Raw genomic sequence first — 19,535 nt, 5'->3', positions numbered from 1 at the left:
ATGTTAAAGATCCAAGAAATCAGAGAAATTATTAAGTTGATTGACCAATCCAATATAGATGAATTCACGTATGAAAATGAAGGTTCCAAAATTAATATGAAAAAGAATGCGGCGCAAACTGTCGTGAGCACGCAAGTAGCTGCTCCAGCACCACAGGCAGTACCGCAACAACAAGTACCACAGGCCGCACCACAAGCTCCAGCTCAGCAAGCTCAAACACCTGCAGCTGAAGCGAAACAAGAAACAGCGGCACCAAAACAGGAAGACGCAAACCTACATAAAATTACATCACCGATGGTGGGGACATTCTATGCTTCTCCATCACCTGATCAAGCGGCATACGTACAGGAAGGCGATAAAGTGGGCGAAAACTCTGTCGTTTGTATCGTAGAAGCGATGAAATTGTTTAATGAGATTGAAGCAGAAGTCAAAGGCGAAATTGTCGAGGTTTTGGTTGATAATGGCCAATTAGTAGAATATGGTCAACCTTTATTCCTTGTAAAAACAATATAAGGAGGGGGCGACACTTATGATAAAAAAAGTATTGATTGCCAATAGAGGAGAAATTGCTGTACGAATTATTCGTGCATGTAAAGAAATGAATATTGAGACAGTGGCTGTTTATTCGGAAGCGGATAAAGAATCCCTTCATGTGCAGTTGGCAGATGAAGCATATTGTGTAGGGCCAAAAACCTCAAAAGACAGCTACCTTAATTTTACCAACATCATCAGCGTGGCAAAACTTACGGCGTCTGATGCTATTCACCCTGGGTACGGATTCCTTGCAGAGAACGCGGATTTTGCTGAGCTTTGCCGTGAGTGTAACATTACATTTATAGGACCAAGTCCAGAAGCAATCAGCAAAATGGGAACGAAAGATGTGGCGCGTGAAACAATGCGTAAAGCTGGTGTGCCGATTGTCCCTGGTTCCCAAGGGATCATCGAGAACATCAACGATGGCATCTCCATTGCTAATGACATCGGTTATCCTGTTATCATTAAGGCAACGGCAGGCGGAGGCGGAAAAGGTATCCGTGTTGCAAGAAATGAAGAGGAATTGAAAAAGGGTATCTCGATTACGCAACAGGAAGCGGCAACTGCTTTCGGTAATCCTGGTGTGTATCTGGAAAAATTCATTGAAGACTTCCGTCACGTTGAGATTCAAGTAATGGCAGATGGTCATGGTAATACGATTCACCTTGGTGAGCGTGATTGTTCCATCCAGCGCCGTCTTCAGAAGCTTGTAGAAGAAACACCTTCACCTGTTTTGGATGAAGAAATTCGTGCTCAAATGGGTGAAGCGGCAGTAAAAGCTGCTGAAGCAGTGGACTATATGGGTGCAGGTACGATAGAATTTATTTATGACTATCAAAATAGAAAATTCTACTTCATGGAAATGAACACCCGTATCCAAGTAGAGCATCCTGTTACGGAAATGGTGACAGGGGTGGATCTAATCAAGGAAATGATACGGGTTGCATCTGGTGAAACATTATCTCTTAAGCAAGAAGATGTTGTTTTCAACGGCTGGTCGATTGAGTGCCGTATCAATGCTGAAAATCCAGAAAAGAACTTTATGCCTTCTCCAGGAAAGATTGAGATGTATCTTCCGCCAGGTGGTCTTGGGGTTCGAGTGGATTCGGCAGTTTACCCTGGTTACAGCATACCGCCATATTACGATTCCATGGTGGCAAAGCTAATCACATATGGAGCAACACGTGAAGAAGCTGTTTCACGAATGAAACGTGCGTTAAGCGAATTTATTATTGAAGGCGTTCATACTACGATTCCTTTCCATCTAAAATTAATGGATCACGAAAAGTTCAAAGATGGGGATTTTAATACGAAATTTCTTGAGAAATATGATGTCATGAATTCTTAACTATTATTAGGAGGGTTAATTATGACCGAAAGAAACTTATTGGAAATGGAAAACAACAACTCACTTGGCAAAGTTGAAATTGCTCCTGAAGTCATCGAAGTTATTGCCGGTATTGCTGCTTCCGAAGTGGAAGGTGTTATGGCGATGCGCGGTAACTTTGCTGCTGGTGTGGTAGAGAGACTTGGGAAAAAGAATCACGGTAAAGGTGTAAAAGTAGACCTTTCCGAAGAAGGCATCAAAGTGGATGTATTTTGTGTGATGCAGTTTGGCATTTCTATCCCGACTGTTGCACAAAAAGTACAAGACAACATTCGTCAAGCGTTGCTGAATATGACTGCTTTGGAAATTACAGAAGTCAATATTCATGTTGTCGGCGTACAATTTGAAGCACAAAAGAATGAAGTGGAAGTAGAACAAGAAATTTAATAGTACGTCACCTTGTAGGCACTCTCAATAGATGGGTGTCTACAATTTTTTTGTTGAGGTAAGTAACCATGCCAAGTTTCCCTTGTGTTCCCTCATATAATTAGGTACAATTTTAGTCGCTACTTTTAACTAGACTTTCTTGAAAAGTATAGTAGGGTATTATCTCGGTAAAGATGAAACTGACATTATTAAATAGAAGAATGACACCTTTTGAGCTCCCCCAGAGCAAATGTGAAAACGGTTAATTCCGAACATTTAATGAAAACATAATCAGTTTGTATGTAATTTAGCTAAAAAACGAATGAAAAACATGTGTTTTTTGATAAAAATGTGCTATTATCTTTTTATACTAGTATAGGCACGATAAGGAGATCGAACAATGAAACGTAGTGAATCAAGAGAAAAGGCGCTTCAAGCCATTTTTCAAATGGATTTAAGTGATATTGCGCCTGATGAAGCAATCACAAATGTATTAGAAGAAGGGGAAAAACCAGATGATTTCCTAAGCAGTATCGTGTTTGGCACGAAAAAGCATCAGGAAGAAATCGATTCCACGTTGAAATCCCATTTGGAGAAGTGGTCACTTGACCGTCTTGGAACAGTGGACCGCACCATTCTTCGCATGACTGTTTTTGAAATGATGTTTGTTGAAGAAATTCCGGTCAATGTCAGCATGAATGAAGCGATAGAACTTGCTAAAACATTTGGTGATGACAAATCAAGCGGATTTATTAATGCAGTCCTTTCTAAAGTAAAAACTACCATTGAAAATAATGCATAAGTAGTAGCATAAAAGGGGGAGCTATTCATGTCAGCAGTTATAGTATCAGGTAAAGATCTTGCAAAGGAAAAGAGAGCTTTTATTAAAGAGAAGGTTACTGAGCTACATATGGAAAAGAATATCCAACCAAGCTTGGCTGTTATTTTGGTAGGACAAGATCCTGCTTCACAATCTTATGTAAGAGCGAAAGAGAAAGCATGCGAGGAAGCTGGAATTAAAAGCATTTTGGAAGAATATCCAAGTTCTATTACGCAAGAAGAATTGTTGGAAAGAATCACTTATTTTAATGGTGATGCTTCTGTGCACGGCATTCTAGTGCAATTACCTTTGCCTGATCATATTGATGAACTGGCTGTTATTGAACATATTTCCCCTAGTAAAGATGTGGACGGGTTTCATCCTGTCAATATCGGTAGAATGATGATTAATCAGAAATCATTTCTACCTTGTACGCCTTATGGGATCGTTGAAATGATTAAGTCACTTGATGTTTCCATTTCGGGTAAGCATGTTGTGGTAATCGGAAGAAGTAATATAGTAGGCAAACCGGTTGGCCAATTGCTTCTAAAAGAGGATGCAACCGTCACATATTGTCATTCTCGTTCAAAGGATTTGGCATCCATTACTAAACAGGCTGATATTTTGATTGCTGCAGTTGGGCGTGCAAAACTAATTGGGCCTGAATATGTAAAAGATGGCGCAATCGTAATTGATGTAGGTGTCAACAGACTTGAGACAGGTAAACTGTGTGGAGATGTAGATTTTGAAGCGGTGAAAGAAAAAGCGAGCTATATCACACCTGTTCCTGGAGGGGTCGGTCCGATGACGATAACGATGTTATTGCACAATACGTTACAATCAGCACAAAACGAGGCGTGTGAAAACAAGACGTTTTCCAGTTAATATGGTATCTTAGAAGATGGATGGGACTTAAGGTTCTTCCGTCTTTTTTTCGTATCACCACGCTTCAAAAAGGAGTTAACTAATATGAGTGAACGCAGGTACTTAACAGTTACTGCTTTAACAAAATACATAAAAAGAAAGTTTGATGTGGACCCTCATTTGCAAGATGTATGGCTGAAAGGGGAGATTTCCAATTTCAAGCAACATAGCAGAGGGCATATGTACTTTACCCTCAAAGACCAAAACGCTCGACTCCAAGTAGTCATGTTTGCCGGGCAGAATCGCAACCTTGCCTTTAAACCGCAAGAAGGGATGAAGGTCCTTGTTCGTGGTGAAGTAACGGTCTATGAGGCAAATGGGTCCTATCAGATGTACATAAAAGAAATGCAGCCAGATGGCGTTGGTAGTCTGTTTTTAGCTTATGAGGAGCTGAAAAAGAAGCTTTCCCAGGAAGGGTTGTTTTCTCCTGACTATAAAAAAACGCTGCCAAAATACCCGCGTGCTGTGGGAGTGATCACTTCACCAACAGGTGCTGCTGTCAGAGACATCATCACCACGTTGAAAAGGAGATATCCACTTACGAAAATACTTGTTATCCCTGCTCTCGTCCAAGGTGTGAATGCCGCTCCATCTATCGTTAAGGCTATTCAAACCGCCAACAAACTTCCTGAACTTGATGTACTTATCGTTGGGCGTGGTGGAGGTTCGATTGAAGAGTTATGGGCTTTTAATGAAGAAGTCGTAGCTAGAGAAATTATTGCGTCAAAGCTACCGATTATTTCAGCAGTTGGACATGAAACAGATTTTACGATTGCGGATTTCGTTGCGGATATGCGTGCTCCTACACCAACAGCTGCGGCAGAATTAGCTGTTCCACATATTAACGAATTAATGGAGCGCCTTTCCGACCGTAAATTCCGGTTGCACAGAGCTTCCAACAAGCTAATGCAACATTACAAGGACAGGTTGACAGCTTTACAAAAGTCGTATGCGTTCAGGTTTCCGAAGAATCTATATGCGCAAAAGCAACAAGACCTGGACCGTACCATGGATAATTTAGAAATGGCGATGAAAAGAATGGCAGAACGCAAACATGATAAGTGGGAGCAACTTGCGGGAAGGCTTGCTAGAAACCATCCTAAAAAGCAATGGGAAGCAGATAAACTTACACTTGAACAGCAAACGAAATTGTTAACGAGGCAGATGCAACAAACACTCCAAAAGAAACAATGGGAATTTCAACATAAACTTTCCAAAATGGACGCCTTAAGTCCACTTAAAATCATGAACAGGGGTTACAGCCTTGCGTACCAGGAAGATGGCACTATTATAAAAAATGTGAATCAGGCAAAAAAAGGAGATACCATTCAAGTTCACCTTCAAGATGGCCGGTTAGAATGTGAAATACAAGAAGTGAAGGAGCGAAAAGGAAATGAGTGAAAAAAAGGAAGTTACATTTGAAGAAGCAATGAAAGATTTGGAAAACATTGTAGAAAAACTTGAAGAAGGAGATGTTCCATTAGAAAAAGCCATTTCTTTTTACAAAGAAGGAATGAAATTGTCCAAGCTTTGTCATGACAAGCTTTCTCTTGTAGAGGAAGAGATGGAGCAGATATTAAAAGAAAACGGCGAATTGGAGTCATTCCAAGTACAGGAGGATGAAGCTTAATTGTCACAGTTGATGGATCTACAAACTTTTATGAAAGATAGAAAGAAATTGGTGGAGGATGCTCTCTATTCCTATATGAATTCTGTTGAAGCACCAGAAGTTTTACTGGAATCCATGAATTATTCACTGAAGGCAGGCGGAAAAAGACTTCGACCTTTATTAGTGCTTGCAACATTAAAGTCTTTTGGAAAGCCGGAAGAGCTGGGAATACCAGTAGCTTGTGCCGTTGAGATGATACACACGTATTCTCTAGTGCACGATGATCTTCCGAGTATGGATGATGATGACTACAGACGCGGAAAGCCTACTAATCATAAAGTGTATGGTGAAGCGATGGCAATACTGGCTGGTGATGCCTTGCTCACCCAAAGCTTTGAGGTTATGGAGGACCTTTTAAATCTAGATGTCCAGCCAATGAAAGTCGTCACCCTAATGAAGGAATTAGCCAAAGCCTCCGGACCAAGAGGAATGGTTGGAGGACAGGTTGCGGATATGGAAGGAGAAGGAAAACTACTTTCACTTCAAGACCTTGAATATATACATAGAAACAAAACAGGAAAACTACTAGGTTATAGCATAGTGGCAGGTGCAATACTCGGGGATGCTACAGAAGAGCAAATTGCCAAGTTAGAGCAATTTGCAGACCACTTGGGCCTTGCATTCCAAATCAGAGATGACATTCTTGATATTGAAGGGGATGCGTCTAAAATTGGCAAGCCTGTAGGGTCAGATACCCTTAACGAAAAAGTGACCTATCCATCACTACTAACCATGAAAGGCGCAAAAGAAAAGTTGGAATATCATATTAATGAGGCGAAGCAAATTCTAGCTGACATTCCGTTAGAGTCGGATCTATTGGTGCAACTTTGCGATCTAATTGCCAAAAGGGACCATTAATCGACAAAAGTAGCAGTCAAAATTGAGCATTTCCTCTTTTTGTGGTATAGTATATGGTACAAATGAGTGGTGCAGTATTCTAGTCAGTCCACCTTTTCTGAAGGCGGGCCTAAAAATCCGCTAAAGGGCACATCGATGAAGTTCCTTGTGTCGGCTTGAGGCGCCCAGCCTTGGGTTGATGCTGGGAGTTAAGGTAGTAGGGCGATCCACAATGGCATGTGGGCGAAGACCCTACTTCCGTGGAGGCCCATTCTTACGCTTGTTAATCCCCTAGGGGAGCAAGTAGTGGAATGGTGATAAACCTGTGTTATATCTAACTGGGTTAGGTATAAACAGCGTAGCCTGCCTTGAGTGGAGTCGGAGGGGATTATGGTAGGGGATTTTTTCACTAGGCCGGTGAATCTATCTATGTATTCCATATGAAATCCGTTCTGCAAAAGAGGCTAAGACAAGGTTTAAGGGCTGTAGAGGAAAACTCCTAGACTGTTCTAAATTTAAGACATGTATTGAGGATTATAGTGCGGACTAAGTGGTAATCCAGTCTAGTCGATGGCGACACGGCTAAGGCAGGTTTAAAGGGAAACCGCCAGTATGGCGACATCTGGTACTTGCTTGGGAAAACCTACTGGACCTAAGCCGCAGTTTTTACTCAATACATGACCACTTTTACATAAAAACTATTGAAGTTTGGTGGATTAAAAATTTTTGTCTATAATAAAATGTAAGATAACTACAAAAGCTTACTTATATAGAGTTGGGATTTTATACTATGGTTAATAAATGGAAAGATGCAATAAATTGGAGTTTAGCTATCGCCGTTATCACACTCGTGTTAGCGGCTATTTTTTCAATCGTTTCCACCTACTTACTTTCAGGAGTAACATGGGCAGTAGGGATGGTCATTGTGTTTATCATCGTCTTTATCGGTATTTTTTTCGATATGCTTGGTATTGCTTCCACAGCTGCAGATGAAACTCCATTTCATGCGATGGCAGCGGAAAGGGTAAACGGTTCCAAACAAGCCATACAGATTGTCAGGAATGCGGATCGGTTTGCAAGTTTTTGTAATGACGTTATCGGTGATATTTCTGGGATTATCAGTGGGACTGCATCTGCCATTGTAGTCATTTCCTTCACCCTTTCGGTAGGGCAAACAGAAGACTCTTTGTTCCATTATATTGTGGCTGTTGTCTTCACAAGCGTTGTGGCAGCTGTTACAGTTGGAGGAAAGGCTTTTGGAAAGTCGATGGCAATTCGGTATTCTACACCTATTCTGTTTCAAGTGGGAAGGCTGTTTTATATACTAGAAGACAAATTTAACATTGTGGTCTTGAAAGAAAATAAAAAGCGTAAAAATAAGCGAAATTAGCAAGGAAAGAGAGTGATCCCTTTTGGATCTTACAAAGATTGAAAATCCGCAATTTTTAAAGAAAATGTCAATAGATGAACTGGAGAGCCTTAGCGAGGATATCAGACGTTTTCTGATAGAACAGCTCTCCACATCAGGCGGTCATATCGGGCCGAATCTTGGGGTAGTCGAACTCACTGTTGCTTTGCACAAAGTGTTTGACAGCCCTAAAGACAAGTTTTTATGGGATGTTGGTCACCAGGCCTATGTCCATAAAATTTTGACAGGAAGAGCCTGTGATTTTGGTACGTTGCGTAAATATAAAGGTCTCTGTGGGTTTCCGAAAAGGAATGAGTCTGAGCATGATGTTTGGGAAACGGGACATTCTTCCACCTCTCTTTCCGGAGCGATGGGTATGGCGGCCGCTCGTGACATCAAAGGAACCGATGAGTATGTTATTCCGATTATCGGGGATGGTGCCTTAACAGGCGGAATGGCACTCGAAGCATTGAATCATATTGGTCATGAAAAGAAAGACATGATTGTCATTTTGAATGATAATGAAATGTCCATCGCTCCAAATGTCGGAGCATTGCATAGTGCGCTTGGAAGAATGCGTACTGCTGGTAAGTACAATTGGGTAAAAGACGAACTGGAAGTGCTTCTTAAGAAAATACCTGCAGTTGGCGGGAAACTGGCGTCAACGGCTGAGCGCATCAAAGACAGTTTAAAATACCTTGTTGTCAGCGGGATGTTTTTTGAAGAACTTGGTTTTACGTACTTAGGACCAATTGATGGACATAATTACAGCGATTTAATTGAAAATCTTAAATATGCCAAGAAAACAGAAGGACCGGTGCTGATCCACGTTGTAACAAAAAAAGGAAAAGGGTATGAACCGGCTGAACTGGATACGATTGGTACATGGCATGGAACTGGGCCTTATAAGATTGAAACAGGTGATTTCCTGAAGCCAGTTGGCGGTCCACCAGCGTGGAGCAGTGTAGTTAGTGAAACAGTCCGCAAACTTGCACGAGAAGACGAGCGTATCGTGGCTCTGACACCTGCGATGCCTGTAGGATCTAAGCTTGAAGGTTTTGCAAAAGAATTTCCAGACCGAATGTTTGATGTCGGAATTGCAGAGCAGCATGCAGTCACCATGGCGGCCGGGCTTGCAACTCAAGGAATGAAACCGTTCCTAGCCATTTATTCTACCTTCCTGCAACGAGGATACGATCAAGTCGTCCATGATGTATGCCGTCAAAACTTAAATGTTTTCTTTGGGATTGATCGTTCTGGTTTAGTCGGGGAAGATGGTGAAACGCATCAAGGTGTATTTGACATCGCCTTTCTAAGACATTTACCAAACATGGTTCTAATGATGCCTAAAGATGAAAACGAAGGCCAACACATGGTATATACGGCAAATAAGTATGACGAAGGCCCAATTGCACTTCGCTATCCACGTGGTAACGGATTAGGTGTCAAAATGGATGAGGAATTAAAAGAGTTGCCAATCGGTTCTTGGGAAGTACTGAAAGAAGGAACGGATGCAGTTATCCTTACATTTGGAACGACAATCGGAATGGCACTTGAAGCTGCCGATTATCTAAAAAAGGAAAACCTGTCAGTAAAAGTAGTGAATGCGAGATTTATTAAACCGATGGATGAGGCGCTATTGCACGACCTCTTTAAATCAGGTATACCTTTTGTAACAATTGAAGAAGCAGTTCTTCAAGGTGGATTCGGTAGTGCGGTTGTCGAGTTTGCAAACGATAATGGTTATACCAACCGTGTGGTAAGAATGGGAATTCCGGATCGCTTCATTGAACATGGAAGTGTGAAAGAGCTGCTACAGGAAATAGATTTAACAACAGAAAAAGTCGTGGAAAATGTTAAATTGATTGCAGCAAGAAGAAAACAAAAAAGGGCTTAAGGGTATATGGCGAAAAAAGAACGAGTAGATGTACTTTTAGTGGAGCGTGGGCTTGTGGAAACACGTGAGAAGGCAAAGCGCTCCATTATGGCAGGACTTGTATATTCAAACGAACAACGGCTGGACAAGCCTGGTGAAAAAGTAGCAATAGATGCAGCGTTGACTGTCAAAGGCAATGTCATGCCATATGTAAGTCGAGGCGGTTTAAAACTGGAAAAAGCACTAAAAGTCTTTAACTTGGATGTAAAAGACAAGATACTTCTTGATATCGGTGCTTCTACAGGCGGATTCACCGATTGCGCCCTGCAAAATGGTGCAAAGCTTAGCTACGCACTTGATGTAGGGTATAATCAACTGGCTTGGAAACTCCGTCAAGATGACCGGGTAGTGGTGATGGAAAGAACCAATTTCAGATATGTTACACCGGTGGATTTAAATGAAGGCATGCCGGATTTTGCCAGCATTGATGTTTCATTTATTTCATTGAAACTGATATTACCTGTGTTAAAAACCCTGCTTGTATCAGGCAGCGACGTAGTGGCGCTTGTTAAGCCTCAATTTGAAGCGGGAAGAGAGCAGGTCGGCAAAAAAGGTATTGTCCGTGAACCGAAGATACACGAAGCGGTGATGGATAAGATTATTGACTTCAGCTTGAAGGAAGGCTATGACGTGATGAATGCCTCTTACTCGCCGATTAAGGGAGGGGAGGGTAACATTGAATTCCTCCTTCATTTGCAATGGAATGGACATACAGAAGAAAACGCAGAAAATAATCTCGAAACTTCCATATCCACTCTAGTTGCAGATGCGCACCTACAATTGAAGGTCGAAAAAGGGGAATAACTATTACGATGGTTGTTCCTTTTTTCTTTTACATATTGAAAGGTTTCCATTAACATAAAGCTAGGTTATATAGATTATTAAGGGGTGCCAACATGACAAAGGGCCAAAGACACATAAAGATTAGAGAATTAATTACAAACAGCGAAATAGAAACACAGGACGAGCTTGTTGATCGTTTGAAAAGCTTAGGTTTCAATGTGACCCAAGCGACCGTTTCAAGAGATATCAAAGAGCTTCATCTTGTAAAAGTTCCACTACTTGACGGTAGATATAAATATAGCCTCCCAGCAGATCAACGCTTTAATCCTCTGCAAAAACTAAAACGTTCATTGATGGATGCGTTTGTGAAAATAGATATAGCAGGTCATATGATTGTAATGAAAACAATGCCTGGTAATGCAAATGCTATCGGTGTTTTAATTGATAATCTTGATTGGTCGGAAATTCTAGGGACTATTTGTGGTGACGATACATGTTTAATCATTTGCCGTACACCGGAGGATGCAAAAGATTTATCTGACCGCTTTATAAATATGCTATAAAATCACGCGAGGATGTGATGATATGATTGCTGAGTTAACCATTAAAAATTTTGCTATTATTGAATCCCTTTCCGTATCTTTTGACAAAGGGTTAACGGTTTTAACCGGGGAGACCGGAGCGGGTAAATCCATTATCATAGATGCTATCCACTTGTTGGCAGGTGGAAGGGGATCGCACGAATTTGTTCGATTTGGTGAAAAAAGAGCGGAACTAGAGGGCTTATTTTTACTTGAGGATGAAAATCACCCTGCTTACAAAGTTTGTCAGGAGCTTGGGATTGATATAGAAGACGAAATGGTTGTGTTGCGAAGAGAAATCCATGCTACTGGAAAAAGTGTTTGTCGTGTTAATGGAAAGCTTGTCACCATTGCACTATTAAGGGAAGTAGGACAAACATTGGTGGATATCCATGGTCAGCACGAACATCAGGAGTTGATGGATCCGGACTTGCATCTCTCTCTTCTAGATCAGTTTGGCGGCGTGGCTGTCCAAAGGGAACTCCAAGAGTATAGAAATATTTATACTTCTTTTAAGGACGTTGAAAAAAGGCTCCTAGAACTCACCGAAAATGAACAAAAGGTTGCTCATCGGCTTGATTTGTTGCAGTTCCAGGCAGAAGAGATCAACAATGCGCAACTAACCATTAATGAAGAAGATGAGTTGGTAGAAGAACGAAACAAAATCAGTAACTATGAACGCCTTTATCAATCGCTCAACAACTGTTACTATGCCATGCACGGAGAACAAAAGGGACTGGACTGGGTCGGACAAGCTATGTCTGAATCGGAAGGTCTGGAAGAAATAGATAAAAACCTCAAAGATGTTTATGAAATCATATCCAATTCTTATTATCAATTAGAAGAATTATCTTATCGTATTAGGGATGAAATAGATCAGCTTGAGTTTGATCCAAACCGCCTTGATTTTATTGAAGGAAGATTGAATGAAATTAAACAGTTGAAGCGGAAATACGGAAGTTCGGTTTCGGAGATATTAGAGTATGGTGCAAAGATAGAAGAAGAGCTCGAAACTTTGCAAAACCGTGATTCACATATACATCAGTTGCAGGAGTCATTGGAGTCACTCAAGCAAGATCTTGCCCTTGAAGCGAAATCACTCACTGATGCACGTAGAAAAGCTTCCGAGAAATTAATGAAGAGCATCCATAAAGAGCTGAAAGACTTGTACTTGGAAAAAGCAATCTTTGATGTGAACATGGATGTGAAAAAGGAAAAGGCATCAGGCGATGTCGTGTTTGGGAAAAACGGTGTGGATGTTGTAGAGTTTTACCTTACAACAAACCCTGGTGAACCGTTGAAGCCAATGGCGAAAGTTGCTTCTGGTGGGGAGCTTTCGCGGATTATGCTTGCTTTAAAGAGTATCTTCTCCAGACACCAAGGTATCACCTCCATTATTTTTGATGAGGTCGATACAGGAGTCAGCGGCAGGGTTGCACAAGCTATTGCGGAGAAAATCTATCAGGTCTCGGTTGATTCGCAAGTGCTTTGTATCTCGCACTTGCCTCAAGTTGCAGCCATGTCAGACACTCATCTATTCATCAGCAAGGAAGTATCTGGCGAACGTACCAAAACCAAGGTGCGCGGGCTGGATCAAGATGAAAAGGTCCGTGAGATTGGCCGGATGATTTCTGGTGTGGAGATTACTTCTTTGACGAAGGAGCATGCACGCGAGCTGTTGGAGATCGCGGGGAATATTAAACAGGGGTAACACGAAGGCCGTTCACATTTGGAGGTGTGGACGGTTTTTGTAGTTTTGTACAAAATCAGCAATTTTTATAAGTTTTTGGGTCATTTTTAGTGTGTGTAAAACAGTTTGGACAACTTTGTTTGATGTTTGGACATTTATACACTCAATAAAGGCAGGGTTCGGACACTAAAAGGCGTTGTTTGGTCAAATCTCAAACGGGGTTCGGTCATTCTAAATTTTGGTTCGGTCAAAAATGCCAAAACTTCGGTCAACTTCTGAAAATCTTCGGACATTTGCTCTTACGCTACAAAAAGGGAAGCCATTTGATTGCACTTCAGCAACTGTAGAAACGACTAAATTTGCCCTCAAGCCCGTACGAAGTCGTTCATCGTTCACTGAAATTCAACATCGACGTTTCCAAAGCTGGCCCATTTAACATAATATTCACCATTCCTACTCCCAATTAATATCCCCATTCCCCTCAAATAACATAACTATCCATAAAGGGTAGCATTTAAATTAATATCGTTGTTATAAATGTAGCCTGACAAGGCAAAATTATATAATGTAGCCATGAATGGTGTGGGATAGGACCGAGGAGAGTGAAATGTTTGAGAGAAGATATAATTAGAAAAATTGTTGGTGTATTTCTCCTTGTTTCAGTCATGGTATTATGTGTAAGTCAACCATTTAAAGAGTATGTCCAAATCCCAAATAAAATAACGATGTTTGAAGGACAAGGATTACATTTCCAGTCATCTGTTCCGGTGACTGCCAAAGTGAATGAAGATTCTTCCTCCTCTCTAGGGATTGAGGCAAACGATAAAACGTTAGCATTTCAAGGCAAACAGGCTGGGGAAGGTCAGGTTGTACTACAACTGGCAGGTATCCCGGTTAAGAAAGTCAATGTAGATGTCATACCTGAATATAAAGTGTATCCTGGTGGTCAATCGATCGGCGTCAAGTTAAATACGTTAGGTGTATTGGTAGTAGGTCATCACCAAGTGGACACGGAAGATGGAAAAAAATCGCCTGGAGAAATAGCGGGTATTCAGGTTGGCGATATTATTACAAAGATAAATGGAAAAACCATTGAACAAATGAGTGACGTTGCTCCATTCGTACAAGAGTCCGGAAAAACCGGAAATCCCCTTGATGTTGTCATCACACGTGAAAAAGAAACCATTGAAACGAAACTTATTCCTTTAAAAGACAAGCAAGAGAGCTCCTTTAGAATTGGATTATATATACGAGATTCTGCAGCTGGTATTGGAACCATGACATTTTATGATCCCATTACCATGAAATATGGAGCATTAGGTCACGTAATATCAGATATGGATACGAAAAAACCAATTATTGTCCAAGATGGTCAAATCGTACGATCCACGGTAACATCTATCGATAAAGGTAGTAATGGTGTTCCGGGTGAGAAGCTTGCAAGATTTTCCAGCGATCGTTCGGCCATTGGTGATATCTCAAGGAATAGTCCTTTCGGTATTTTTGGTACCTTGCATAAAGATATTGAAAATGGCATTATGGACAAAGCCTTGCCAATCGCATTATCTTATGAGGTGAAAGAAGGCCCTGCCAAGATTTTGACGGTGGTCGAAGGGGATAAGGTTGAAGAGTTTGATGTAGAAGTTCTGAGTAGCATTCCACAGAAATTCCCTGCAACCAAGGGGATGGTCATTAAGATCACGGACCCAGCCCTTTTAGATAAAACAGGGGGAATCGTTCAAGGCATGAGTGGAAGTCCTATCATACAGAACGGCAAAGTGATCGGTGCAGTCACACATGTATTCGTTAATGACCCTACAAGCGGTTATGGCGTTCATATCGAATGGATGCTGAATGAAGCGGGTATTGATATTTACCAAAAAGACAAAGAGAAGAAAGTGGGCTAAGACAGCTCACTTTTTTTCTTTTTTTTTGCTTAAAATTACGTTATGATGATAATAGCAAAGATTTTTCGACATATTACCCAATAAATGTAATAGAATGCGGTTTGCGTCGAATTTAAGAGTATTCTGGAGAAAAATAAAGATTTTATATAATTTTTACGGTTTTTTAAATTTTTTAAAGGAAAAGAGGTTGCATTGTCGAATTTAACATTTAGAATAAAATTTAAGGCGTAATGCTTTATAGAAAGTATAGGGACTGAGGAGGAAACTAGTTATATGAAAATTAAAGTATGTGTTGTAGATGACAACCGTGAATTGGTCGGTCTATTGGAAGAGTATATTTCAGCGCAAGAGGACATGGAAGTTGTAGGGGTAGCTCACAATGGTCAAGAATGTCTTCAGTTGCTTCAAGATAAAAATCCAGATGTGTTAGTACTTGACATCATTATGCCTCATCTGGACGGTTTAGGAGTACTTGAAAAAATGCGTGGTCTAAACCTAGAAAAATCTCCTAACGTAATTATGTTAACTGCTTTTGGACAGGAAGATGTGACAAAGAAAGCGGTAGACTTGGGAGCTTCCTATTTTATTCTAAAGCCATTCGATATGGAAAATCTTGTGAGCAACATCCGTCAAGTGAGCGGAAAAGCATCACCAATCCTTAAGAGATCAAGTTCATCATCTGTTCGTTCCTCCAGCCCAGAACCTAAAGGTAGAAATCTTGATGCAAACATCACAAGTATCATTCATGAAATTGGAGTGCCTGCTCACATCAAAGGTTACCTATACTTACGCGAAGCAATTTCCATGGTGTACAATGATATCGAGTTATTGGGCTCCATCACAAAGGTCCTATATCCTGATATCGCGAAAAAATACAATACCACAGCGAGCCGTGTAGAGCGTGCCATCCGCCATGCAATTGAAGTTGCCTGGTCACGTGGTAATATCGACAGCATCTCTTCTTTGTTCGGTTACACAGTATCAATGTCAAAAGCTAAACCTACAAATAGTGAGTTCATTGCGATGGTTGCGGATAAATTAAGACTGGAGCACAGAGCTTCTTGAGAGGGTAAGATATAAAGTACCAGCAATAGAAATACCCAACATGCAAATTTGTATGTTGGGTTTGTTTATGTTACATATATCAAAAAGTAGGATTACTCTTTATTGCTGTTACTGGATTCTTTTCGCTCTATTTCTACAAGCTTTTGAATAAGGATATGTTGAGGAAGATGCATGACTTGTTCAATAGGCACATCCAAAGCCTCAGCAAGTTTTTGTGCGGTTTCAGCGGATATTTGTAATGGACGCATTGTGTTCACCTCGCTTTATCTAAAAATTTTACTAAATAATACGTTCGTTTACAATTATTTCTGACAAGACTGAAGTAGAAAGGTGTGTAAAAATGACGAAAATTTTTGGCCATAGGGGATCAGCGGGTACTCATCCTGAAAATACGATGATCAGCTTTGAACAAGCATATAAAGATGGAGCAGATGGGATCGAATTAGATGTTCAATTAAGCAAAGACGGCATTCCTGTTGTCATACATGATGAAAAAGTGAACCGAACAACTGACAGCAAAGGTTTTGTGCAAGATTTAACATTAAAAGAATTGAAAAAAATAAACGCTGTACATAAATTTAAAAAGCAATACAAACATGCGGAAATTCCTACATTGGAAGAAGTGTTGGAGTGGGCTTCGAGAAAGCAGACGATTGTGAATATAGAACTGAAAAACAGCATTCTTCCATATGCGGGAATGGAGGAGAAAGTTCTTGATTTAGTGGACCAATATAAGATGGCGCACCTGATAATCTTCTCAAGCTTTAATCATTACAGTATTGCTCGATTGAATACGTTGGCGCCAAACATAGAAAAAGCTGTTTTGTATATGGAAGGAATCTATAAACCGTGGGATTATACTAAATGGGTTGGGGGAAGTGGTATTCATCCTCATATTAAGGCAGCAACTTCAAGTATCATTCAGCGCTCTCAACATGCGGGAGTACCTGTCAGACCTTTTACGGTAAATGATGAAAAAGTTATGAAAAGACTGTTCGAAGAAGGGTGTGCAGGTTTTTTTACCGATTACCCAAAGAAAGCTGTACAGTTAAAATATCAAAATTAAACCGGCTGCTATGAACAGCCGGTTTTCTTATTTCTCTCTCTTTTGGAACCGTTTTTGAACATTGTTACGCTTGCGGTCTCGGTGAAAAATGAAACCAGCGACAAACCATAATCCTACTAAAAAAAATAGAAATCCTATAATGAATTGCAAGGTTAATGAAGGGATTAAAGGATGTGCAATATTGAATACCATGTCCCTCATCAATTTTATTCCATAAACAGCTATGATTCCTGGAATCAATAAAATGATTAAAGCAATTATTCGTTGCATATCAAATGTTGGCCTCACTTTCAAAGCTTTCGGTTTCCATTATAGCAGAAAATGCCTTGCATAGAAGAGTAAAAACATTTAAGATAAAAGTGTGCAAGAAATTTCATACCTTTTATAGAAGACTGTGAATTTTCTTTCAATTTGGCAAGAGAATATATGTAACAGGTGTAGAGGGGTTTTTTATGCAGACAGTATTGGTAGTTGGTGCTGGTAAAGGCGGTTCTGCGATTTTAAAAATGTTAACGCATTCAGGAATGTTCCATTTGCTTGCTGTTGTCGATATTAACCAGGCAGCACCTGGCTTGGAGCTTGCAAAAGACATGGGAATTACAGTCGGACTAGATTGGAAAGATTTCTTATCTGAGAGTGTGGATATCATCATTGAAGCGACTGGTTCGGACGAGGTATTTCGTGAAATTCGTGAGGCGAAGAACCCGAGAACGGTTCTCGTTCCTGGAACGGTAGCTCACATTACAGCAACTTTGGTGGAAGAAAAAGAAGAACTGATTGCAAAAATGAAATATGAATCCCACAAACGCGACCTCATATTTAATCTGCTTCACGATGGATTGATGGTGGTTGATCAACAAGGCAAGGTTATCATCTACAATAAAAGTGCTGAAAAAATAGTAGGAATAAAAAAAGCGCATATGCTTGGTCAACATATCTTGGAAAATGTTCCAACAAGCAGACTGCAAGATGTGATACATACGCAAAAAGTAGAAAAAAACAAAGAAATGCTACTTGAAAACGGTAAAAAAATCATTACAACAAGATCTCCTCTTATAGATGAAGATGGAAGGGTAATTGGAGCCTTTGCTGTTTTCAAGGACATCACAGAAGTTATGAACCTTGCAGAGGAAGTTACAAACCTAAAAGGTATTCAGACCATGCTTGAAGCGATCATTCAGTCGTCTGATGAAGCGATTTCCGTGGTAGATGAATTTGGCAGAGGTTTGATGATAAATCCTGCATACTCGAGGTTGACTGGACTTGAAGAACAACAAGTCATTGGTAAGCCTGCAACAGCAGATATTTATGAAGGTGACAGTATGCATATGAAGGTACTGGAAACTAGGAGAGCTGTTCGCGGTGTGAATTTAAAAGTAGGTCCATCTAAAAAGGAAGTCATTGTAAACGTCGCGCCGATAATAGTGGATGGCAAGTTAAAAGGGAGTGTGGGTGTCATCCATGATGTCTCAGAAATACAGACGCTTACCACTGAGTTGGACCGGGCAAGACAGATTATCAGAACGCTCGAAGCGAAGTATTCCTTTGAGGATATCATCGGAACTTCTGAAGAAATGAGCCTTGCCATTGAACAAGCAAAACTTGGGGCGAAAACACCAGCAACCGTTTTATTACGCGGGGAGTCCGGCACGGGGAAAGAGCTTTTTGCCCACGCTATTCATAACGCAAGCAGCCGCAAATATAACAAATTTATCAGAGTTAATTGTGCTGCTCTTTCTGAATCTTTATTGGAAAGTGAATTGTTCGGTTATGAAGAAGGTGCATTTTCTGGTGCCAAGCGAGGCGGTAAAAAAGGGCTATTTGAAGAAGCAAATAACGGTAGTATTTTCCTCGATGAGATTGGAGAATTATCTGCCAATACTCAAGCAAAACTATTAAGGGTTCTACAAGAAAATGAAATCATACGCGTAGGTGGAACAAAAGCAATTACCATTAACGTAAGAGTGATTGCTGCCACAAATGTAAATCTAGAAAAAGGAATTGCAGACGGGTCATTCCGTGAGGATCTTTATTATCGTTTAAATAGAATGCCTATTCACATTCCGCCTCTGCGTAAAAGAAAAGAAGATATAGAAGCGTTAAGTGAACATCTTATAAGAAAAATAAATCAAGATTACGGTAGAAATGTGGAAGGGTTAACTCCACGAGCTATCAATCACCTTGCTGCCTACGATTGGCCAGGCAATGTGAGGGAGCTTGAAAATGTTCTTGGACGAGCCATCATTTTTATGAAATTTAATGAAGTGTTTATCGACACAGAACATATTCCGGATTTGGCTACCAGCGGAGACAAAGTAGTACAAGATTCTGCCGAAACAGTCTCTAGTGATTACACTTTAGCAGAAATGCTAGAAGGGTATGAAGCGAAAATAATTCAAAAGATATTGAAGAAGAATAAAGGTAACAAAACAAAGACTGCTAAAGAGCTCGGAGTATCAATTAGAAATCTTTATTATAAAATGGAGAAATTCAAGATTGATTAATAGTGCGTGCAAAAAACTGCACGGTATGAAAAATCTTGCTTAGTGATGAGCGGTAAAA

General features: G+C 40.4%; 19 protein-coding genes. 17 read left to right on the top strand and 2 right to left on the bottom strand.

The features are described 5' to 3' along the window. From accB to spo0A, 15 genes are all read left to right on the top strand, one after another. A complete protein-coding gene (gene accB / locus HF078_RS14530) occupies positions 1 to 513 on the top strand; it encodes an acetyl-CoA carboxylase biotin carboxyl carrier protein (RefSeq protein WP_169291801.1) in 513 nt (170 codons plus the stop codon). Between the two features lie 16 nt (positions 514 to 529). Next, a complete protein-coding gene (accC, locus tag HF078_RS14525) occupies positions 530 to 1,882 on the top strand; it encodes an acetyl-CoA carboxylase biotin carboxylase subunit (RefSeq protein WP_169291800.1) in 1,353 nt (450 codons plus the stop codon). A gap of 21 nt (positions 1,883 to 1,903) precedes the next feature. Further along, positions 1,904 to 2,308, top strand: coding sequence for an Asp23/Gls24 family envelope stress response protein (locus HF078_RS14520; RefSeq protein ID WP_060666325.1), 405 nt, complete (start codon positions 1,904 to 1,906; stop codon positions 2,306 to 2,308). Positions 2,309 to 2,687: 379 nt separating this feature from the next. After that, positions 2,688 to 3,089 (top strand): transcription antitermination factor NusB, encoded by a 402-nt coding sequence (nusB, locus tag HF078_RS14515; RefSeq protein ID WP_169291799.1) that lies wholly within the window; start codon positions 2,688 to 2,690, stop codon positions 3,087 to 3,089. Between the two features lie 27 nt (positions 3,090 to 3,116). After that, positions 3,117 to 3,992, top strand: a complete 876-nt coding sequence (gene folD, locus HF078_RS14510) for a bifunctional methylenetetrahydrofolate dehydrogenase/methenyltetrahydrofolate cyclohydrolase FolD (protein ID WP_169291798.1) — start codon at positions 3,117 to 3,119, stop codon at positions 3,990 to 3,992. 84 nt (positions 3,993 to 4,076) lie between these two features. After that, on the top strand, positions 4,077 to 5,432 hold the full coding sequence (gene xseA, locus HF078_RS14505; protein ID WP_169291797.1) for an exodeoxyribonuclease VII large subunit: 1,356 nt from the start codon (positions 4,077 to 4,079) through the stop codon (positions 5,430 to 5,432). Next, positions 5,425 to 5,661 (top strand): exodeoxyribonuclease VII small subunit, encoded by a 237-nt coding sequence (locus HF078_RS14500; protein ID WP_169291796.1) that lies wholly within the window; start codon positions 5,425 to 5,427, stop codon positions 5,659 to 5,661. The genes xseA and HF078_RS14500 overlap by 8 nt, the downstream gene beginning before the upstream one ends. Positions 5,662 to 5,673: 12 nt before the next feature. Next, the gene (locus HF078_RS14495) at positions 5,674 to 6,558 is read left to right on the top strand and encodes a polyprenyl synthetase family protein (RefSeq protein WP_169291922.1); all 885 of its coding nucleotides are present in this window, start codon (positions 5,674 to 5,676) and stop codon (positions 6,556 to 6,558) included. Between the two features lie 769 nt (positions 6,559 to 7,327). Continuing rightward, the gene (locus HF078_RS14490) at positions 7,328 to 7,927 is read left to right on the top strand and encodes a hypothetical protein (RefSeq protein ID WP_168864678.1); all 600 of its coding nucleotides are present in this window, start codon (positions 7,328 to 7,330) and stop codon (positions 7,925 to 7,927) included. Between the two features lie 22 nt (positions 7,928 to 7,949). After that, the gene (gene dxs / locus HF078_RS14485) at positions 7,950 to 9,842 is read left to right on the top strand and encodes a 1-deoxy-D-xylulose-5-phosphate synthase (protein WP_169291795.1); all 1,893 of its coding nucleotides are present in this window, start codon (positions 7,950 to 7,952) and stop codon (positions 9,840 to 9,842) included. Positions 9,843 to 9,848: 6 nt separating this feature from the next. Continuing rightward, positions 9,849 to 10,685, top strand: coding sequence for a TlyA family RNA methyltransferase (locus HF078_RS14480; RefSeq protein ID WP_169291794.1), 837 nt, complete (start codon positions 9,849 to 9,851; stop codon positions 10,683 to 10,685). Between the two features lie 92 nt (positions 10,686 to 10,777). After that, positions 10,778 to 11,227, top strand: coding sequence for a transcriptional regulator AhrC/ArgR (gene ahrC, locus HF078_RS14475; protein ID WP_169291793.1), 450 nt, complete (start codon positions 10,778 to 10,780; stop codon positions 11,225 to 11,227). Between the two features lie 22 nt (positions 11,228 to 11,249). Beyond that, the gene (gene recN / locus HF078_RS14470) at positions 11,250 to 12,956 is read left to right on the top strand and encodes a DNA repair protein RecN (RefSeq protein WP_169291792.1); all 1,707 of its coding nucleotides are present in this window, start codon (positions 11,250 to 11,252) and stop codon (positions 12,954 to 12,956) included. A 590-nt stretch (positions 12,957 to 13,546) separates the two neighbouring features. Then, positions 13,547 to 14,842 (top strand): SpoIVB peptidase, encoded by a 1,296-nt coding sequence (gene spoIVB, locus HF078_RS14465; protein ID WP_169291791.1) that lies wholly within the window; start codon positions 13,547 to 13,549, stop codon positions 14,840 to 14,842. 273 nt (positions 14,843 to 15,115) lie between these two features. After that, positions 15,116 to 15,907, top strand: coding sequence for a sporulation transcription factor Spo0A (gene spo0A / locus HF078_RS14460; protein WP_060666315.1), 792 nt, complete (start codon positions 15,116 to 15,118; stop codon positions 15,905 to 15,907). Positions 15,908 to 15,999: 92 nt separating this feature from the next. On the opposite strand, the gene HF078_RS14455 is transcribed toward spo0A, so the two are convergent. After that, a complete protein-coding gene (locus HF078_RS14455; protein ID WP_169291790.1) occupies positions 16,000 to 16,155 on the bottom strand; it encodes a YycC family protein in 156 nt (51 codons plus the stop codon). A 92-nt stretch (positions 16,156 to 16,247) separates the two neighbouring features. Here HF078_RS14455 and HF078_RS14450 point away from each other — a divergent pair, with 92 nt between their 5' ends. After that, positions 16,248 to 16,973, top strand: a complete 726-nt coding sequence (locus tag HF078_RS14450) for a glycerophosphodiester phosphodiesterase (protein ID WP_169291789.1) — start codon at positions 16,248 to 16,250, stop codon at positions 16,971 to 16,973. A 27-nt stretch (positions 16,974 to 17,000) separates the two neighbouring features. Here HF078_RS14450 and HF078_RS14445 read toward each other — a convergent pair whose 3' ends face one another. Then, positions 17,001 to 17,243: a DUF2627 domain-containing protein gene (locus tag HF078_RS14445; RefSeq protein ID WP_148988147.1), complete on the bottom strand. Its 243-nt coding sequence runs from the start codon at positions 17,241 to 17,243 to the stop codon at positions 17,001 to 17,003. Between the two features lie 182 nt (positions 17,244 to 17,425). Between HF078_RS14445 and HF078_RS14440 the strand changes: the two genes are divergently transcribed. Continuing rightward, the gene (locus tag HF078_RS14440; protein ID WP_169291788.1) at positions 17,426 to 19,477 is read left to right on the top strand and encodes a sigma 54-interacting transcriptional regulator; all 2,052 of its coding nucleotides are present in this window, start codon (positions 17,426 to 17,428) and stop codon (positions 19,475 to 19,477) included. The last annotated feature ends 58 nt before the right edge of the window (positions 19,478 to 19,535 follow it).

It is taken from the genome of Bacillus sp. RO2 (assembly GCF_012911845.1).
Classification (GTDB): Bacteria; Bacillota; Bacilli; order Bacillales; family Bacillaceae_I; genus Sutcliffiella_A.
Note: the sequence above shows the minus strand (reverse complement) of the source record. Positions and strands in the feature narration are given on the sequence as shown.

Coding starts and splice junctions, on each gene's coding strand:
- accB (WP_169291801.1), top strand. CDS start 1: ATGTTAAAGATCCAAGAAATCAGAGAAATTATTAAGTTGATTGACCAA.
- HF078_RS14450 (WP_169291789.1), top strand. CDS start 16,248: ATGACGAAAATTTTTGGCCATAGGGGATCAGCGGGTACTCATCCTGAA.
- spo0A (WP_060666315.1), top strand. CDS start 15,116: ATGAAAATTAAAGTATGTGTTGTAGATGACAACCGTGAATTGGTCGGT.
- ahrC (WP_169291793.1), top strand. CDS start 10,778: ATGACAAAGGGCCAAAGACACATAAAGATTAGAGAATTAATTACAAAC.
- HF078_RS14500 (WP_169291796.1), top strand. CDS start 5,425: ATGAGTGAAAAAAAGGAAGTTACATTTGAAGAAGCAATGAAAGATTTG.
- HF078_RS14520 (WP_060666325.1), top strand. CDS start 1,904: ATGACCGAAAGAAACTTATTGGAAATGGAAAACAACAACTCACTTGGC.
- HF078_RS14445 (WP_148988147.1), bottom strand. CDS start 17,243: ATGCAACGAATAATTGCTTTAATCATTTTATTGATTCCAGGAATCATA.
- HF078_RS14440 (WP_169291788.1), top strand. CDS start 17,426: ATGCAGACAGTATTGGTAGTTGGTGCTGGTAAAGGCGGTTCTGCGATT.
- nusB (WP_169291799.1), top strand. CDS start 2,688: ATGAAACGTAGTGAATCAAGAGAAAAGGCGCTTCAAGCCATTTTTCAA.
- HF078_RS14480 (WP_169291794.1), top strand. CDS start 9,849: ATGGCGAAAAAAGAACGAGTAGATGTACTTTTAGTGGAGCGTGGGCTT.
- folD (WP_169291798.1), top strand. CDS start 3,117: ATGTCAGCAGTTATAGTATCAGGTAAAGATCTTGCAAAGGAAAAGAGA.
- recN (WP_169291792.1), top strand. CDS start 11,250: ATGATTGCTGAGTTAACCATTAAAAATTTTGCTATTATTGAATCCCTT.
- HF078_RS14495 (WP_169291922.1), top strand. CDS start 5,674: ATGGATCTACAAACTTTTATGAAAGATAGAAAGAAATTGGTGGAGGAT.
- HF078_RS14455 (WP_169291790.1), bottom strand. CDS start 16,155: ATGCGTCCATTACAAATATCCGCTGAAACCGCACAAAAACTTGCTGAG.
- HF078_RS14490 (WP_168864678.1), top strand. CDS start 7,328: ATGGTTAATAAATGGAAAGATGCAATAAATTGGAGTTTAGCTATCGCC.
- xseA (WP_169291797.1), top strand. CDS start 4,077: ATGAGTGAACGCAGGTACTTAACAGTTACTGCTTTAACAAAATACATA.
- accC (WP_169291800.1), top strand. CDS start 530: ATGATAAAAAAAGTATTGATTGCCAATAGAGGAGAAATTGCTGTACGA.